At 50.0% G+C, this 16,933-nt stretch carries 17 protein-coding genes; 12 read left to right on the plus strand and 5 right to left on the minus strand.

Going from position 1 to position 16,933, the window contains the following annotated elements:
• Positions 1–6 precede the first annotated feature (6 nt).
• On the minus strand, positions 7–381 hold the full coding sequence (locus tag B4W65_RS11175) for a DMT family protein (RefSeq protein ID WP_088655244.1): 375 nt from the start codon (positions 379–381) through the stop codon (positions 7–9).
• 12 nt (positions 382–393) lie between these two features.
• On the minus strand, positions 394–942 hold the full coding sequence (locus B4W65_RS11180) for a DJ-1 family glyoxalase III (protein WP_088655245.1): 549 nt from the start codon (positions 940–942) through the stop codon (positions 394–396).
• A 177-nt stretch (positions 943–1,119) separates the two neighbouring features.
• On the opposite strand from B4W65_RS11180, the gene B4W65_RS11185 reads away from it, so the two are divergent.
• From B4W65_RS11185 to nhaA, 12 genes are all read left to right on the plus strand, one after another.
• Positions 1,120–3,558: an AMP-binding protein gene (locus B4W65_RS11185; RefSeq protein WP_088655246.1), complete on the plus strand. Its 2,439-nt coding sequence runs from the start codon at positions 1,120–1,122 to the stop codon at positions 3,556–3,558.
• A 1-nt stretch (position 3,559) separates the two neighbouring features.
• Complete coding sequence (locus tag B4W65_RS11190; protein WP_088655247.1) at positions 3,560–4,246, plus strand: DUF554 domain-containing protein; 687 nt, start codon at positions 3,560–3,562, stop codon at positions 4,244–4,246.
• Between the two features lie 17 nt (positions 4,247–4,263).
• Positions 4,264–5,694, plus strand: a complete 1,431-nt coding sequence (locus tag B4W65_RS11195; RefSeq protein ID WP_088655248.1) for a RapZ C-terminal domain-containing protein — start codon at positions 4,264–4,266, stop codon at positions 5,692–5,694.
• A gap of 24 nt (positions 5,695–5,718) precedes the next feature.
• Positions 5,719–8,064, plus strand: coding sequence for a hydrogen gas-evolving membrane-bound hydrogenase subunit E (gene mbhE, locus B4W65_RS11200; RefSeq protein ID WP_088655249.1), 2,346 nt, complete (start codon positions 5,719–5,721; stop codon positions 8,062–8,064).
• Positions 8,061–8,489: an MnhB domain-containing protein gene (locus tag B4W65_RS11205; protein ID WP_088655250.1), complete on the plus strand. Its 429-nt coding sequence runs from the start codon at positions 8,061–8,063 to the stop codon at positions 8,487–8,489. The genes mbhE and B4W65_RS11205 overlap by 4 nt, the downstream gene beginning before the upstream one ends.
• Complete coding sequence (locus tag B4W65_RS11210) at positions 8,477–8,830, plus strand: NADH-quinone oxidoreductase subunit K (protein WP_088655251.1); 354 nt, start codon at positions 8,477–8,479, stop codon at positions 8,828–8,830. Before B4W65_RS11205 ends, B4W65_RS11210 begins: the two co-directional genes overlap by 13 nt.
• The gene (locus B4W65_RS11215) at positions 8,827–10,317 is read left to right on the plus strand and encodes a proton-conducting transporter transmembrane domain-containing protein (RefSeq protein WP_088655252.1); all 1,491 of its coding nucleotides are present in this window, start codon (positions 8,827–8,829) and stop codon (positions 10,315–10,317) included. The genes B4W65_RS11210 and B4W65_RS11215 overlap by 4 nt, the downstream gene beginning before the upstream one ends.
• Positions 10,298–10,660 carry a Na+/H+ antiporter subunit E gene (locus B4W65_RS11220; protein WP_088655253.1) on the plus strand — a complete coding sequence of 121 codons (363 nt, stop codon included), beginning with the start codon at positions 10,298–10,300 and terminating at the stop codon, positions 10,658–10,660. The genes B4W65_RS11215 and B4W65_RS11220 overlap by 20 nt, the downstream gene beginning before the upstream one ends.
• A gap of 1 nt (position 10,661) precedes the next feature.
• Complete coding sequence (locus B4W65_RS11225) at positions 10,662–10,949, plus strand: monovalent cation/H+ antiporter complex subunit F (protein ID WP_088655254.1); 288 nt, start codon at positions 10,662–10,664, stop codon at positions 10,947–10,949.
• Positions 10,942–11,277: a monovalent cation/H(+) antiporter subunit G gene (gene mnhG, locus B4W65_RS11230; protein WP_088655255.1), complete on the plus strand. Its 336-nt coding sequence runs from the start codon at positions 10,942–10,944 to the stop codon at positions 11,275–11,277. Before B4W65_RS11225 ends, mnhG begins: the two co-directional genes overlap by 8 nt.
• Entirely contained in the window at positions 11,274–12,041 is a 768-nt protein-coding gene (locus B4W65_RS11235) for a sugar phosphate nucleotidyltransferase (protein ID WP_088655256.1), read from the plus strand. Before mnhG ends, B4W65_RS11235 begins: the two co-directional genes overlap by 4 nt.
• A gap of 74 nt (positions 12,042–12,115) precedes the next feature.
• Positions 12,116–13,474 carry a Na+/H+ antiporter NhaA gene (gene nhaA, locus B4W65_RS11240; protein WP_088655257.1) on the plus strand — a complete coding sequence of 453 codons (1,359 nt, stop codon included), beginning with the start codon at positions 12,116–12,118 and terminating at the stop codon, positions 13,472–13,474.
• Positions 13,475–13,548: 74 nt separating this feature from the next.
• Here the strand turns inward: nhaA and B4W65_RS11245 are convergent, their stop codons facing one another.
• From B4W65_RS11245 to B4W65_RS11255, 3 genes are all read right to left on the minus strand, one after another.
• Positions 13,549–13,776 carry a hypothetical protein gene (locus tag B4W65_RS11245; RefSeq protein WP_088655258.1) on the minus strand — a complete coding sequence of 76 codons (228 nt, stop codon included), beginning with the start codon at positions 13,774–13,776 and terminating at the stop codon, positions 13,549–13,551.
• 393 nt (positions 13,777–14,169) lie between these two features.
• The gene (locus tag B4W65_RS11250; RefSeq protein ID WP_088655259.1) at positions 14,170–15,873 is read right to left on the minus strand and encodes an acyl-CoA dehydrogenase family protein; all 1,704 of its coding nucleotides are present in this window, start codon (positions 15,871–15,873) and stop codon (positions 14,170–14,172) included.
• A 21-nt stretch (positions 15,874–15,894) separates the two neighbouring features.
• Positions 15,895–16,914, minus strand: a complete 1,020-nt coding sequence (locus B4W65_RS11255) for an electron transfer flavoprotein subunit alpha/FixB family protein (protein WP_088655260.1) — start codon at positions 16,912–16,914, stop codon at positions 15,895–15,897.
• Positions 16,915–16,933 lie beyond the last annotated feature (19 nt).

Genomic DNA, 16,933 nt, shown 5'->3' on the forward strand with positions numbered 1-16,933 from the left:
CCCAATTTATTTTTTAAAAATAAAATACACGGCCAGCACCAGAAAAAGAAGGCCCACTGCATGATTCCACCGAAGGGGTTCGGACTTAAACACCAGAACTGAAATCACCACAAAAACGGTAAGTGAAACAACCTCCTGTATCACCTTCAGCTCCAATAAATTAAAAGGACCTCCATAATCGCGAAAACCGATGCGGTTGGCAGGAACCTGAAAAACATACTCAAAGAGCGCTATGCCCCAGCTGATTAATATGATGGCCACCAAACCCAGGTTGGCCGACCATTTCATTTCATGAAACTTCAAGTGCCCGTACCAGGCAAAAGTCATAAAGGTATTGGATGCCACCAGCAACAATACCGTAAACAAACCTTTGGTCAACATACCTTAACCCACCTAAGCCACCACCATTTTCTTCTTCAACTCCAGCGCCCTGGCTTCATCGATGAGCCGACGCACCAGTTCGAGCGAAAAGGCCATGGCAGCTCCAACGCCCCTGCCGGTGATGATTTTCCCATCGCAGACAGCAGGCTCTTCGAGGCACTGGGCCCCATGGAGGTGCTTTTCAAAACCCGGATAACAAGTCGCCTTGCGTCCTTCCAGCAAAAGCATTTCTCCCAGGATCATCGGTGCTGCACAAATGGCGGCCAGCCATTTATCTGCTTCATAAAAGTGGCGAATCAACTGCTTCACCTTTTCTTGTGCTGCCAGGTTGGTGGCACCGGGCAATCCACCGGGCAACAACAGCATGGCGGCTTCCTCCACCCGCACATCGTCTAAAAAGCAGTCGGTCTTTACCACCACCTGATGAGACCCCTGCACGTAGGGCGAACCCGTAGTCGATACCAACAGCACCTCTATACCCGCGCGACGCAACACATCCACCGGGGTAAGCGCCTCCACTTCCTCAAAACCGGAAGCCAATAAAACATAAACACGATTCATAACAACAATGGTTTATAAGTCCTGACTAAGATATGTCCATACAAATGCCAAATATAAGCAAGAAAGTGTTTCGAACCCTGACACTGAACCATTTGTTTGTCCGACCGTTTTAACTTTGGGAATTTTGTAATCTGTCGTCAAATGCTATTTTTGCAGATTCGTTAATACAACAACCGTATGTTACAAAACCGTGGAGAGCAACTGGCCATCGCCTATGGCAAGGACCAGATATCGTATGGCAACTTATTTGCTAAGCTGGAACTTTATTCCGGCTTGTGTGAGATGGGAAAGGGAGAACGCGTTGTCGTTTTTTCGGAAAACCGCCCCGGCTGGTTTTATGCCTTTTATGCCATTTGGAAACAGCAGGCAATTCCTGTACCGGTAGATTTCATGGCCACCGCCTCTGAAGTCGCCTACATCTTAAAGGACGCAGCCCCTGCAGCAGTTTTCGTTTCGGAAAGCAAACAGGCCCTCATGCAAGCGGCCATTACAGAAGCCGGAATCCTTACCCAGGTGGTCGTCATCGACCCCCACGAACCCCTCCGGTCCGACGAGCTTTCAACCGGAAGCTTCCCCAAAGCCGACCCACAAAGCACGGCGGTCATCATTTACACCTCCGGCACCACCGGATCGCCCAAAGGCGTCATGCTTTCGTACCAAAACCTCCTGGCCAACATCAACGGCATCTCCAACGTAATTCCCATTTACACTCCCCAATCTCGTGTCATGGTATTGCTGCCGCTGCACCACGTTTTCCCGCTCATGGGCAGCCTCATCATTCCCCTCCAGGTAGGCGGCTCCGTAGCCATCAGTCCCTCCATGACCTCCGAGGACATTGTGCGTACGCTCAACGAAAACAAAATCACCATCATCATTGGCGTACCCCGCCTCTACGCAGCCATACGCAAGGGCATTGTCGATAAAATCAACAAAAAGGCACTTACCCGTGGGCTCTTTGCGCTGGCCCGCAAAATCAACTCCCAAAAGTTTTCACGCCTTCTGTTTGGAACGGTGCACCGTAAATTTGGCGGAGCAGTGACGCATCTGGTATCCGGAGGAGCGGCCCTCGACCCCGAAGTGGGCGGCGATTTTAAAACCCTGGGTTTTGAAGTACTCGAAGGCTTTGGCATGACCGAAGCCGCCCCTATGATCACCTTTACCCGACCAGGCCGGGTTCGCATCGGCTCACCCGGCGAAGCACTTCCCGGCACAGAAATTCGCATACACGAAGGAGAAATTCTCAGTCGTGGTGCCCACATTATGCAAGGCTACTACAAGCGCCCCGAAGACACCGCCGAAGTAATTAAGGACGGCTGGTTGCACACCGGCGATTTGGGGAACATCGATAAGGACGGCTTTCTTTACATTACCGGCCGTAAAAAAGAGATCATTGTCTTGTCCAACGGCAAAAACATCAATCCCACCGAACTCGAAGAAAAGATTTTGGTTTCGGATCTGGTGAAGGACTGCGGGGTGTTTTTCCGGGAGGGACAATTAAATGTGGTCATACTGCCCGAAGACCCTTCCACCACTCAGGAACAACTGCGGGAACAAGTCCTGGAGCCCCTCAACCAATCGGTCTCGTCCTACAAACGCATTTTTCAGCTCTTTGTTACCGACAGCGAATTGCCCCGCACGCGACTGGGCAAGCTGCAACGCTTCAAACTCAGCGCGTTTGCCCTGGCCAATGAAGTGGACCAGGAGCAGGAAAGCACCGAAAGTCAACTGAGTGAAGAATTTCGCATCATAGCCGACTTCATCGAAGTAGAAAAAGGCAAGAAAGTACGCCCCACGCACCACCTCGAACTCGACCTGGCGATGGATTCGCTCGACCGCGTTGGTCTGCAAGTCTACATCAAACAAAGTTTTGGCGTGGACATAGAAGCCTCGGAGCTCAGTAATTTTCCATCGGTTAAAAACCTGGCCGACTATGTGGCAGAAAAGAAAACCCACATGGAGGACATCAAAATCAACTGGACCGACATCCTGCGTGAAAAAGTGCACTTTAAAATGCCCGTTTCGTGGTACCCGACCCGACTCATGATGCGCCTTTCTAAACTGGGCTTCATGCTCTACTTCCGTTACCGCTCTAAAGGCATGGAGAACATCCCCGAAGGTCCCTGCATCATTGCGCCCAACCACCAGAGTTTTTTCGACGGACTCTTTGTCACCTCTTTACTGCGGACCCGTCAAATCGGGAAGACCTACTTCTACGCCAAAGCCCAGCACGTAAAGGCTCCCTTTGTGCGCTTTTTGGCCAACAAGAACAATGTAATTGTGGTGGACCTCAACCAAAACCTGAAAGAATCCATCCAAAAATTGGCAGAAGTCCTGCGCAACCAAAAAAACCTGATTATTTTTCCGGAAGGCACCCGCTCAGTAACCGGAAACATTGGCCAATTTAAAAAGACCTTTGCCATTTTGAGTCGCGAACTCAACATCCCGGTCGTTCCGGTCGCCATCAAAGGAGCCCTGGATGCTCTGCCCAAAGGCAGCATCTTTCCACGGCCATGGAAAAAAGTACAGGTCGAATTTCTCCAGCCGGTTTTCCCCGAAGAAAACAGCTACGAACAAATTGCCAACACCGTACGAAATCGCATCATAGAAACCATGTAAAATGACCGGAACCCTGGTAAACGCCGCAGCCATTCTTGTAGGAGGCAGTATTGGACTGGCTTTTAAAAAGAAACTTCCCCAAAGCGTAATCGATGTGGTATTTCAAGGCATAGGCCTTTTTACCATTGGCATGGGTGTGGCCATGTTCATCAAAAGCGAGTGGCTGCTCGTTGTAGTCCTCGCCATTTTGGCCGGAGCCATTACCGGCTCCCTCTTACAACTTAACCGCCGCCTCGAGCAGGCAGGCAATAAATTTCGCCAGCGTTTCACCGGCACCGGCGAAAACTTTGTAGAAGGAATGATCACCTCCTTTCTGCTCTTTTGTATGGGTGCCATGACCATTCTGGGTGCCATAGAAGAGGGACTCGGTCAGGGTGCAGAATTACTCCTTACCAAATCCATACTCGACGGTTTTTCCTCCATTGCCCTGGCGGCAGCCCTGGGCATCGGCGTGCTGTTTTCAGCTGTGCCCTTGCTGCTCTTTCAGGGAGGCATCACCCTGCTGGCCTTTTGGCTGGGCAGCTTCTTCGATCCCAGACTCATTACCGAGCTGTCGGCCACCGGGGGACTGCTCCTGGTGGGCTTAGGCTTAAATATTCTTAAAATCACACGCATTCAGGTAACGGATTTGCTTCCGGCACTACCCTATGCCCTGCTTTTTGCCTATATTTACAGCCGTTTTGTATAACCAAACAACCCCTCGACTTGGAACCAACGGCTAAAGAGCGACTCGTCGCACTGTTCGAACAATGGTCGGGCCAGCAGCTGGCCGCCCTCAGTGAACTGCCTCCCTCCGGCTCCTACCGGCAGTACTACCGCCTCAGCGGAGCCTCGGTAAGTGTCTTAGGAGCCATCAATCAAAACATTAAAGAAAACAGAGCTTTTTTAGAATTCAGTCGCTTCTTTCACGAAAAAGGTCTTCGCGTACCCGAAATTTACGCCGTCGACGCCGATATGGACTGCTATCTTTTGGAGGACCTGGGCAACACCACCCTTTTCGACTGGCTGTCGACCACCCGCAACGGACGCGAAATCCCCAATGAAATTGTTGCCTTTTATAAAGAAACACTGAGTCATCTGTTGGCATTTCAGGACCTGGGGCGCCAACTCGACTTTTCCCTCTGCCATCCGAGAGACCGATTTGATAAGCAGTCGATGCTCTGGGATTTGCATTATTTCAAATACTACTTTTTAAAACTGGCCCGTATCGAGTTCGACGAACAAGAACTTGAAGACGACTTTCATCGTTTTGCAGACTTTCTGCTGCAGGCCGACAGCTCCTGGTTTTTGTACCGCGACTTCCAAAGTCGCAACATTATGGTGGTGGATGGGAAACCCGCCTTCATCGACTACCAGGGCGGTCGTCGAGGCGCCCTGCACTACGATTTGGCCTCCCTGCTTTACGACGCCAAAGCCGATTTGCCTCAGGAACTGCGTCAGGAGCTGCTGAACCACTACATACTGGAGCTGAGTCGCCGCCACAAAGTAAACGAGGCCCAATTCCGCGACCACTTTAACGGCTATGCCCTCATTCGCATCATGCAGGCGATGGGCGCCTATGGCTTCAGAGGCTTCTACGAAAAAAAGGAGCACTTTCTAAAAAGCATTCCTTTTGCCCTTGAAAACCTGCGCTATTTAATGCAGCAGCACAACCGGCAGAAAGAATTCCCCAGTCTGTGGCAGGCCTTGCACGAAGTGGCCCACAACGAGCGACTCCTGCAAATTTCTTCCGAATCGACCCTCACCGTTACCATCAACAGTTTTTCTTACCGACGGGGCATTCCCATCGACTTCAGCGGAAACGGCGGCGGCTTTGTATTTGATTGTCGCGCGGTGCACAATCCCGGTCGCTACGAAGCTTACCGCGACAAAACGGGCAAGGACCCCGAGGTCATTGCCTTTTTCGAAAAGGAAAATGAAATGAAGGATTTCCTGGAAGGAGTCGGGGATTTGGTCGATCGGTCGGTGGACAAATATATCGAACGCGGCTTTAAACATCTTATGGTCAATTTTGGTTGTACAGGAGGGCAGCATCGCTCTGTGTATGCCGCAGAACGTTTGGCCATCCACCTGAAGAACAAATACCAGGTGAACATTAAATTGCGCCACATTGAACAGGAAATGAAAAAAACCTAAAAAAACATACTAAGCAGCTATACGATGGACAACCTATTATCCTTATTGATTGCCCTCATCTTCCTGGCAGGTTTTGCCACTCCGCTGATCCACAAACTGGTCGGCAAAAAAACAGGCCTTCTTTTGGCCATCGTTCCCCTCACACTTTTTATTGTACTGGTACTGGAGCTTTTGCAACTGCCCCCTCGTGAAAGCGCTCTGCTCCAAACCTCCGTCAGTCTGCTGCCGGGTATGGATTTTGCTTTTCGCATCGACGGACTCAGTCTCATTTTTGGTTTACTCATAAGCGGTATCGGGACACTCGTGCTGCTTTACGCAGCCTTTTATATGGCCAAATACGAGCGACAGGCCCACTTTTTCACCTACCTGACCCTTTTTATGGGAGCCATGATCGGACTCGTTTTCTCCGACAACCTCATGGTGCTTTTCATATTTTGGGAAATTACCAGTGTCGCCTCCTTCTTTTTGATTGGGTTTGACCACCATGTCGACAAATCCCGGCAGGCCGCGCTGCAAGCATTGCTGATTACCGGATTTGGGGGACTCTGCCTGCTTTTCGCGGTCATCTTAACCGGCAACATCACCGGCACCTATGTCATCAGCGAGCTCCTGGAGCAAAGCATTCACTTGGGCAATCATCCCCAATACTACCTGATACTCTCGTTGGTTATCTTAGGCGCCATCACCAAAAGCGCCCAGTTTCCCTTTCATTTTTGGTTGCCCGGAGCCATGCAGGCGCCAACCCCGGTGAGTGCCTACCTGCACAGTGCCACCATGGTCAATGCCGGGGTTTTTCTGTTGATGCGCATCTACCCCATTATGGGCGGAACCATGCCCTGGAAGTATGGCCTCATGATTACCGGAGGCATCACCATGTTTTTGGGCGCATTTTTTTCGATGGGACAACGCGACTTCAAACGCATTTTGGCCTTTACCACCATCAGTGCCCTGGGCACCATGATTTTACTTATCGGTATCGACACCACCAGTTCGCTGAAGGCCGCACTGGTCTTCTTTATTGTACACGGATTGTACAAAGGCGGGCTCTTTATGATTGCCGGCATCATCGATAAAACCACCGGGACAAGAGACATATATGATTTGCATGGACTGGGGCGGCAATTGCCTCTCACCGCCGTAGTCACTCTGCTCGCCCTGGTGAGCATGGCGGGTCTTCCCCCCATGTTGGGCTTCCTGGGTAAAGAACTCATTTACGAGGCCAAAATGCAGCTGCCTGATGTGGCCTGGCTGGTGCTGCCCCTGAGTGTCGGAGCCAACATAATGATGGTGGCCATTTCCATTACCGTCTACTACGAACTCTTTTTTCGTCGTAAAAACAAGGCAGTCATCACCCTCAAGTACCGCGAAAGGGAACTGCCTTTCTATTTCTTGGCAGGCCCCGTGCTACTTGCTGCTGCGGGTTTGCTGCTGGGCATCAGTCCCACCTTTCTCGAATTGCCGGTAGGCAACGGCCTCTTTTTCATGGGCACCCTCACCGAAAGCATCCATCTTTCGCTCTGGCATGGATTCAACGAAGTGCTCTTGCTCAGCATTTTCACTGTACTTTCAGGCATCAGCGTTTTTATACTACGTGCACCCATCACTCGCTTCATACAAAAAATGGTCAGGTGGTTCGACCAGTGGCACCTGCCCACCCTGTTTGCCCAACTTATCAACAAATACCTGACCGCGGCAGCCAAAAACACCAACTTGCTGCAGCACGGCTACCACCGCTTTTATCTGCTCACCTTTTTCCTGGCTGTGATTGCCCTAATGGGACTGCAAATTTTCCGCATCACCGAAATTGACCTGCCCGAGCTGGCTGCCAGTCCCATAAAGATACACGTCGCCCTACTCCTGCTCATCTCTGCAGGAGCAGTCATCTATGCCGTTTTCTCCTCCTCGCGCCTCTCCGCCATCCTGGCCATGGGCGTAGTGGGCTACGGCATCGCCCTCTTGTACCTATACTACGGGGCCATCGACCTGGCCATCACCCAGTTTTTATCGGAAACTGTTTTGATGGTACTTTTTGTCATGGTCATTTATTACCTCCCTTCCTTTGCGGTCCTGTCCAGTCGCAAATCACGCCTGCGCGACGGACTCATTTCCCTGGGCGTCGGCACCTTCATCACCCTGGTGGTGCTTAAAGCCAAATTCTTGAATTTACAAACCCCCATTTCAGAATATTTTGCCGCAACGGCCTACACCGAGGCACACGGGCGCAACATTGTCAACGTAATTCTGGTCGATTTCCGGGCCCTCGATACCATGGGCGAAGTAACCGTACTCATTCTGGCTGCGGCAGGTGTATATTCGCTTTTCCGTTTTCAAATCAAAACCCTGAAAAAGAAAAAACAAAATAAAGCATGAACAACATCATCCTCGAAAAAATAGCACTGCTCTTCCTGCGGGGCATGGCAATCATGTCGGTATTTCTATTGCTGCGCGGCCACAACAGTCCCGGTGGCGGCTTCATAGGCGCCATTGTACTGGCCATCGGCTTTATTTTTTACAGTATGATTTTCGGTTCCGAACGCATTGAGCGCATCCTCTATTTTAATACACGCATTTGGATGGGGATCGGACTGGGTTTGGTCTTGGTCGCCGCCGTTTGGCCTGTTTTTTTGGGTCTGGACCCGCTTACCGGACTTTGGTACACGGGCAACTGGCCGCTCCTGGGTGAAATACACCTGGGAACCCCCTTGATTTTCGACACCGGCATTTTTATAGGGGTAGCTGGACTCATTCTTTCTGTAATCATCACCATAATGGAGGTTCTCAAATGGAATACATAATTGCAATTTTTATCGGCCTACTATATTCCTGCGGGGTTTATCTGGTCTTGCGCCGCAGTATCGTTAAAGTCATTCTGGGCGTTTTTGTGCTCAGCAATGCCACCAATCTCATCATCTTTTTATCGGGTGGCATCACACGTGGCGGCGCGTCCTTCATTCCCGAAGGTGCCGAAACCGTAGATCCGGCCACCATTTCAGATCCCCTGCCGCAAGCATTAATTCTCACGGCCATCGTCATCAGCCTGGGCATATCTGCCTACATCCTGGCCCTCAAATACCGCTATTTCGACGTAACCGGCACCCACGATCTGGACCAACTTAAAAACACCGACCAACGATGATATTGTTTGCACTACTACTTATTCCGTTCACCTACCTGATGCTGGCCCTCCTGATCAAAAAAGCAGGCATCAAAAAAAGGCTGGCCCTGGTCTTTTCGACACTCAACCTACTGTGGGCCATGGCCTTGATACCCATTGTCCAGTTTAAAGAAATCATAGTGGTGCAAATGGGTGGCTGGAGTGCCCCCTTTGGCATTTCCCTGGTGGCCGACCGCTTCAGCGTACTCATGCTGCTGGTCACCGCCTTCATCTTTTTTCTCACCACGGTGTACGCTACGCAGTCGGTCGACAAGGCCCGACGGAAAAACGGACACTTCTTTTTCACCTTCGGGATACTCATGGGAGTCAACGGCAGCTTTATGGCGGGCGACCTTTTCAACCTTTACGTATGGTTCGAAGTCATGCTCATGTCCTCCTTCATTCTGGTGAGCCTGGGTGGCGAACGCAAGCAGCTCGAGGGTTCCATCAAATACCTGATTCTCAATCTCATTTCCTCGCTGTTTTTTGTTGCAGGTATTGGCTTGCTCTATGGCAAACTGGGCTCGCTCAACCTGGCCGACCTGTCGCAAAAAATGGAGCTGGCCCGGGCCAATTTGGCCGTACTTAATCCGGCGCTCATACTCATTTTTGTAGGTTTTGCCATCAAAGGAGCACTCTTTCCCTTCTTCTTTTGGCTGCCCGCCTCGTACCACACTCCGCCCCCGGCAGTAACGGCCTTATTTGCAGGTCTGCTGACCAAGGTTGGCATCTACTCCCTCATTCGTTTCTACACCCTCTTTTTGTACTACGATGCAGGCTTTTGGCAGCAGGTAGTCCTTTGGATGGGCGCCCTTTCCATGGTTATTGGTGTTGTGGCCGCCTCCTCGCAATACGATTTTCGAAAAATTCTGTCCTTCCACATCATCTCCCAGGTGGGCTATGTGGTCATTGCGCTGGGCTTCTTTACCGAGGCTGCCCTGACCGCCGCCATCTTTTTTCTGGTTCACAATATGCTGTCGAAGACCAATGCTTTTTTGGTAGCCGGATGGGTGCATCGCGAAAAAGGGACGCTCAACCTAAAAGTTCTGGGCGATATGTTCAAAAAGAGCCCCGTTTGGGGCATCCTCTTTTTCATCTCCGCCTTCAGTCTGGCCGGCCTGCCCCCCTTAAGCGGCTTCTTTGGCAAATACCTTGTGCTTCAATCCGGCATTGAAGCCGGCTACACCGGAGTGGCTCTGCTGGCTTTGTTTGTGGGACTCTTCACCCTGTTTTCTATGGTAAAAATTTGGCTGGAGGTCTTTTGGAAAAAACAGCCCGAGGACAGCGCCATGGAGTGGCCGGTGAATCAAAAGCCAGCCCACTGGATGCTCTTCTCTTCCCTGGCACTGGGGGCAGCCATTGTCGCCATGGGCTTATGGGCCGCCCCCATTGCAGAGTACTGTGAGGCGGCGGCACAAGATCTGTTGAATCCTTCAAAATACATAGAATATGTTCTGGGACCTTCTTAAAAAAACCTTCAGCTGGCAGTTTATACGGCGCCAATACTACCTGGCTCTGCTCTTTTTCTATTTTTGCTATAAAATTGTAGAATCGGGCTGGGCTGTAGCCTGGCAGATCCTAAAAGGCTCCAGGGGCGAGAACGGCGGAATTTTTGCCTACCACACCCAGGTAAATAAACCCTGGCAACTCATCATTTTATTCAACATGCTGAGTATGACCCCGGGCTCTCTTTCTGTGGATGTGGACGAAGAAGGCCAGGTGATTCAGGTCCATTTGCTGAATCTGGACGACCGGGATGATTTTATGGCCGTAACCCAAAAAATTGAATCTTTACTGATAAAAGCACTCTGACATGGAACCAGCAATTTTTCTGGAAAACGCAGCAGTCGGCGCCATCTGGATCATGACCATAAGCCTGGTCTTCCCCCTTTTGCGCCTCTTTAAAGGCCCTTCTCTGCCCGACCGGGTAGTAGCGCTCGACCAGATTTCGGTCATTATTGTGAGCATCATTATTTGCGACATCATATACTCACGCAACGAAATTGAACTCGACGTGGTGTTGATTATATCCTTTTTACTGGCCATCAGTCCCATGATTATAGCCCGTTTTCTTTACAAACAAAAAAGCGACAATGATTGAATACATTACAGGCGGTCTCCTTATAATTAGCGCATTGGTCGTACTTATCGCTTCGCTCGGCATCATACGGTTCAAGGACTTGTACGCACGCATGCATGTAGTAACCAAAGTGTCCTCCTTTGGGCTGCTTTTGCTGCTCTTAGCTCTCAACCTGCTTACCCTAAAATGGTGGGTACTGCTGGAATCGCTCATCATCTTCCACATCCTCATTTTTCTGTCCCCCATTTCGGCCCACGTAACGGCTAAGGTCAACTTGTGGCTGGATAAAAACGATTTGCCTGCCGACCCCGAAGCAGAGGAAAGCAGCACAGAAAACCAAGCGAAATGACCGCACTAAACGCCATGATTTTTGCAGCAGGCAGAGGGACACGTTTACATCCACTGACCCTGCACACCCCTAAAGCTTTGGTGACCATTGGCGAATACCCAATGTTGGCCTTTGCGCTGGCTAAGGCAGAGCGCCTGGGGGCATCGCGCTGTGTCGTCAACATTCATCACCATGCACAACAGGTACGCGACTACCTTGAGCAAAGACCCTCCGGCAAAATGGAGATCCTGATCTCCGACGAAAGTGAGGCCCTGCTCGATACCGGCGGCGGTCTTTTGAAAGCCGCCCCCCTTTTTGAAACCGGCGCCGATCTGCTGTTGCTTAATGCAGATGTACTCACCAACGCCCCCCTGGAACAGCTCCTGATGTTCCATCGCGAAAGCCAATCGCTGGCCACCCTGCTGGTACAGGAACGAAAAGCCTCCCGTTATTTATTATTCGACAACAACATGCAGCTTTGTGGCTGGCAAAACCCGGCCAGCGGAGAAGAAATTCGTCTGGATCGAACTCAAACAGCACTCCACTCCTATGGCTTCAACGGCATTCAGTTGATTCAGCATCGCTTTCTGGATTTAATCAAGGGAAAGGAAGATAAATTTTCCATCACCCCACTCTACCTACAACTTGCAGAAATGCACCCCATTAAGGGCTGGTTGCCCGGCCAGCCCTTCGAGTGGTTCGACATAGGTTCTATCGATAAATTGAACAAGGCAAGCAAGTTATTCTTATCTTGCGATCCGGAAAAACGTCGAACCTTCTTTTAGTCCGGCCCCTTATCTTGCCAGGGTATGCTTCCCGCAAGCTCCAACCGACCGGATAAAGAAAAAAACTTACTAAAATGGATCTTAGGAAAAGACGCGTGGTCGCAAGAACCATTGCGCGCCCTTTCGAAAAGTTTTTCGAAAGAATTTCCGGTGGCGGCATCCTATTGATGTTTGTCACCCTGGCAGCCCTTTTATGGGCCAACTCTCCCTTACAGGGATACTATAATTTGGTGTGGGACTACGACCTGTTTTTAGGTGTAAGCGCTTATGAGCTGCATCATTCGGTACTGCATTGGATCAACGATGGCCTTATGGTCATTTTCTTTTTTGTGGTAGGCCTGGAAATCAAGCGCGAATTTATTGCCGGCGAATTATCCAGCTTTCGGCAAGCCATATTCCCCCTCATTGCCGCCGTTGGAGGTATGCTGGTTCCCATTCTCCTCTTCTCCATATTTGGCCTTTCGGGCGAGGCGTCCAAAGGCTGGGGCATTCCTATGGCCACCGACATCGCCTTTTCTCTGGCCGTTCTTGGAATTTTGGGCAGTCGGGTGCCCCTTAGCCTGAAGGTCTTCCTCACCGCCCTGGCCATCGTCGACGACCTCGGTGCCATCCTGGTCATTGCCCTGTTTTACAGTCATCAAATTTACTGGAGCTACCTGCTTATCGCCTTTGGCTTATTGCTTGTATTGGTACTGGCCAATTATTTTGATGTTCAAATTATTCACCTCTATACGGGCATCGGCTTCCTCATCTGGTTTCTCTTCCTTAAGTCGGGCATCCACCCCACCATCGCCGGGGTACTCATTGCCTTTACCATACCTGCGCGCCCTAAAGTAAAAATCAATCAGTTCATCCCCAAAATCAAATGGCGTTTGCGCAAATTTCGTGGTCTTCCGGAAGACGACACTGATTTTGTCCTGAGTAACGAACAACTCTCAGCCATCGATCACATTGAGGAACTGGTTAAAGAAGTACAAAGCCCCCTGCAGATGATTGAGCACCATTTGAGTGGCATGGTCAACTACCTGATTCTGCCCCTCTTTGCCCTGGCCAATGCGGGAGTAACCATATTGGCGCAAGATGCCGGCAAAAATGGAGAAAGCGCTGTTTTCACCTCCTTATCACTGATTGTAGCCTTGAGCCTGATATTTGGAAAAGCCATAGGCATCTCGCTGTTTTCCTGGCTGGCAGTAAAATTCAAAATCGCCGCCAAACCCAAGCATGTGCCCTGGATAGCATTTGTTGGCTTAGGCCTACTGGGAGGCATCGGTTTCACCATGTCGCTTTTCATTGCCAACCTGGCCTTTCAGGACCCCGCCTTGCTCGACCAGGCTAAAATCGGCATCTTCTTTGGCTCCATTGTATCGGGACTAGCTGGATATTTTCTGCTGCGTCACGTTTTAAAAGCCCCCACTGCAGCAGGCGAAGAATAAACCCCATGGTATCAAAACAAAAAAGGACCTCCGATATGAAGGTCCTTTTTTGTTTTCTTTTGCAAGAAGTCCAATTACTCGGCCAACTCTTCAACTTTATCTTCAACGTTTTCGGCAGCTTCTTCAACGGCTTCTGCAGCCTCTTCAGCCACACCTTCAGCTTCTTCGATTACTGCTTCAGCTTTTTCTTCTACAGCCTCAACAGCTTCTTCAGCCTTTTTCTCTTCACTCTTGGCAGAACCTCCTGCGCAACCAGCCATTAAAAAGGCGGCAAATACAAATAATGCAAAAAACTTCTTCATGGTTTAAATGTTAAATAATGGTTAATATAGAAAAAAAACGACAAGACAAATGTAGCAAGTGAAACGCAAACGACAATGAAACAAAGGATATTTTTTGTATTAAAAATAATCAAAAAGCAAATCCATTGTATTAAAATCTATTTTGCCCTTGCTCCCATGGCCTTAATCTATCTGATTACAAGAAAACAAATTAAGCCTGCCACCTTAGGTTAAATAAGAGTTCCCTATAAAGGCATATTTAACATTAAACAAAATATCAACCTACAAGGCAATGCTCCAGACAAAAGAATCAAAAAGGATGCCAACAGCTCAGCCGGGTAAAATAAAAAAAAGGGGGGACAGTTCTACAATCCGAACTGCCCCCCAGAATAAAACTTCAGACATCAACCGGCATTAAGGCTTAAAAAAGCCCAGATCGTCGATGGAAAACTCTGCAATGTAGGCGGCACGGGCCTTGTTCTCGGCTCTGCCGTAGCGCAAATACACTTCTGTTGAGGAACGGAATCGATCATCGCGTTCGGTATCGAGCAACAAAAGATAGCCCATAATTATGTGTCCGGCCATTTCAACGAGACGACGGGCGTGAAAATCGAGGTACTCATTGTCCTTAATTTCCACAACTTGTTTCACCGCCTTCTCATATTCCTCAGTCATACCAATAAGTATCCTTCGGAAACCATGCAATTCCGGTTTAATAAACATCTCCTCAAATTCGCGAATACGGGCCAGATAAGCACCAGTGGTAACCCCCCGGATGGCAGCCACCACCTGCAACTGGGTAGTCCCCTCGTAAATAGTGGTGATACGTGCATCCCGGTAAATCCGCTCAATGGGATAGTCTTTCATAAAACCACTGCCCCCGTGAATCTGCAAAGAGTCGTAAGCCAATTGATTACAGTACTCACTGGTCATACCCTTCAATAAAGGGGTAAAGAAATCAGCCAAACGCTGATAATACTTCATATCGGCACGTTCCTCTTTGGTGAGACTGCGTTCCTCAGCAATATGCATATAGGTTTTGTACACATCCACATACCTCGAAGTCTCGTACAACAAAGTGCGCGAGGCATCCAATTTGGCTTTCATATTGGCCAACATCTCATAAACGGCAGGAAACTGCACAATGGCCTTCCCAAACTGCTTACGCTCATCGGCATAGGCCACCGCTTCGCGATAAGCCGCTTCGGAAAGACCAACCGATTGGGCACCAATGCCCAATCGGGCGCCATTCATCAAGGCCATCACATACTTAATGAGCCCCAACTTACGGTCGCCCACCAATTCGGCCGGCGCATTCTTAAATACCAGCTCACAGGTGGGTGAGCCTTTAATGCCCATTTTGTTTTCGATACGACGGATGGTAACCGCCTTGTGGTTGCGATCGTAAATAAACATCGACAAACCACGTCCATCGCTGGTGCCCTCTTCGCTTCGCGCCAACACCAGGGACACATGTCCGTCCCCATTGGTAATAAAGCGTTTCACCCCATTCAGGTACCACTTCCCGTCCTTCTCATTGAGCGTAGCTTTCAGCTGCACAGCCTGCAAATCCGATCCGGCATCGGGCTCGGTCAGGTCCATAGCCGCCGTTTCCCCATTGGATATGCGGGGCAAAAAACGCGCTTTCTGGTCCTCATCGGCAAACTCATTGATGGTTTCGGCACAATCCTGCAAGCCCCAAATATTCACAAAGCCCGCATCGGCACGCGACACAATATCGGCCGCCATAATGTAAGGAACAATCGGAAAATTCAGGCCCTCATATTTACGTGGCAGGGTAATACCCATGAGTCCGGCCTTCACCAAGGCATCCAGATTTTCCTGTGTACCAGGGGCGTACACCACCTCATTATTTACAATCTGTGGCCCGGCGGCATCCACGCCTTCGGCATTGGGCGCCACAATATCGCCACAAATTTCGCCCACAATTTCCAGCACCTTCTCATAGCTGTCCATCGCATCCTCAAAATCGAGGGGCGCATAATCAAATTTATCTTTATCCGCAAAATCACGCTCCTTGAGCGCCACAATCTTCTTCATCAGCGGATGTTGCAGATGAAAAAGCAGATCGGGATTATCCGTGAAAAAATTAGCCATTTCTTAGTTCAGTTGAAGGTGCTACTTGCTGTTCTTTTTATAATACTTGATCATTTTGGGGACCACTTCCATCACATCGCCGGTGATCACATAATCGGCCATCCGGTTGATGGGCGCCATGGGGTCGTTGTTAATGGCAATGACCATGGCCGACTCTTCCATACCCGCCGTGTGCTGAATTTGGCCGGAAATACCACAAGCGATGTACAACTTAGGGCGCACCGTTACTCCGGTCTGCCCCACCTGACGATCGTGATCGGCGTACCCGGCATCTACAGCTGCGCGCGAAGCGCCCACCTCGGCACCCAACACCTCAGCCAAATCGTACAGCACCTGAAAATTTTCCTTGGACCCCATACCGTAGCCCCCTGCAACAATAATCGAAGAGTTCTTAATGTTCACCCGACTCTTCTCCATGTGTCGCTCCAGCACCTTCACCACCAAATCTTCGGGCTTCAGCAGCTTATCCACATCAATCTTCTTCACCGTCCCCTTGTGGGTGGCAGAGAAAATTTCCTTCTTCATCACCCCTTCCCTAACCGTAGCCATCTGCGGACGACAGTCGGGATTTATAATGGTGGCCACAATGTTGCCACCAAAAGCGGGACGAATCTGATACAGCAGGTTCTTATAGGTTTTCCCTGCTTTTTTATCCTCATGATCGCCAATCTCCAAAGCCGTACAATCGGCGGTAAGACCGCTTACCAGGGCCGAAGAAACCCTGGGCCCCAAATCACGTCCCATGGTGGTGGCACCCAATAAGCCAATTTGAGGCTTTTCCTCACGAAACAAGGCGTTTACCACAGCCGCGTGCGGCAGGGTGGTATAGGGCGCCAGGCGAGCATCGTCTCCAATATGCACCACATCGGCGCCATAAGGAAATATTTCTTTCTCAATACCATTGAGCTGGTGCCCCAGCACAAGGGCTTCCAATTTACATTGAAGGGTAGAAGCTAAACTGCGACCTTTGGTGAGCAATTCGAGACTCACATCGGCCACCTTACCTTCTTCTATTTCGCATATTACAAATACACTGTTCATAGTCTGTATAATTTATCCG

Origin of the sequence: Geofilum rhodophaeum (assembly GCF_002210225.1) — a bacterium.
Taxonomy (GTDB): Bacteria; Bacteroidota; Bacteroidia; order Bacteroidales; family Marinilabiliaceae; genus Geofilum; species Geofilum rhodophaeum.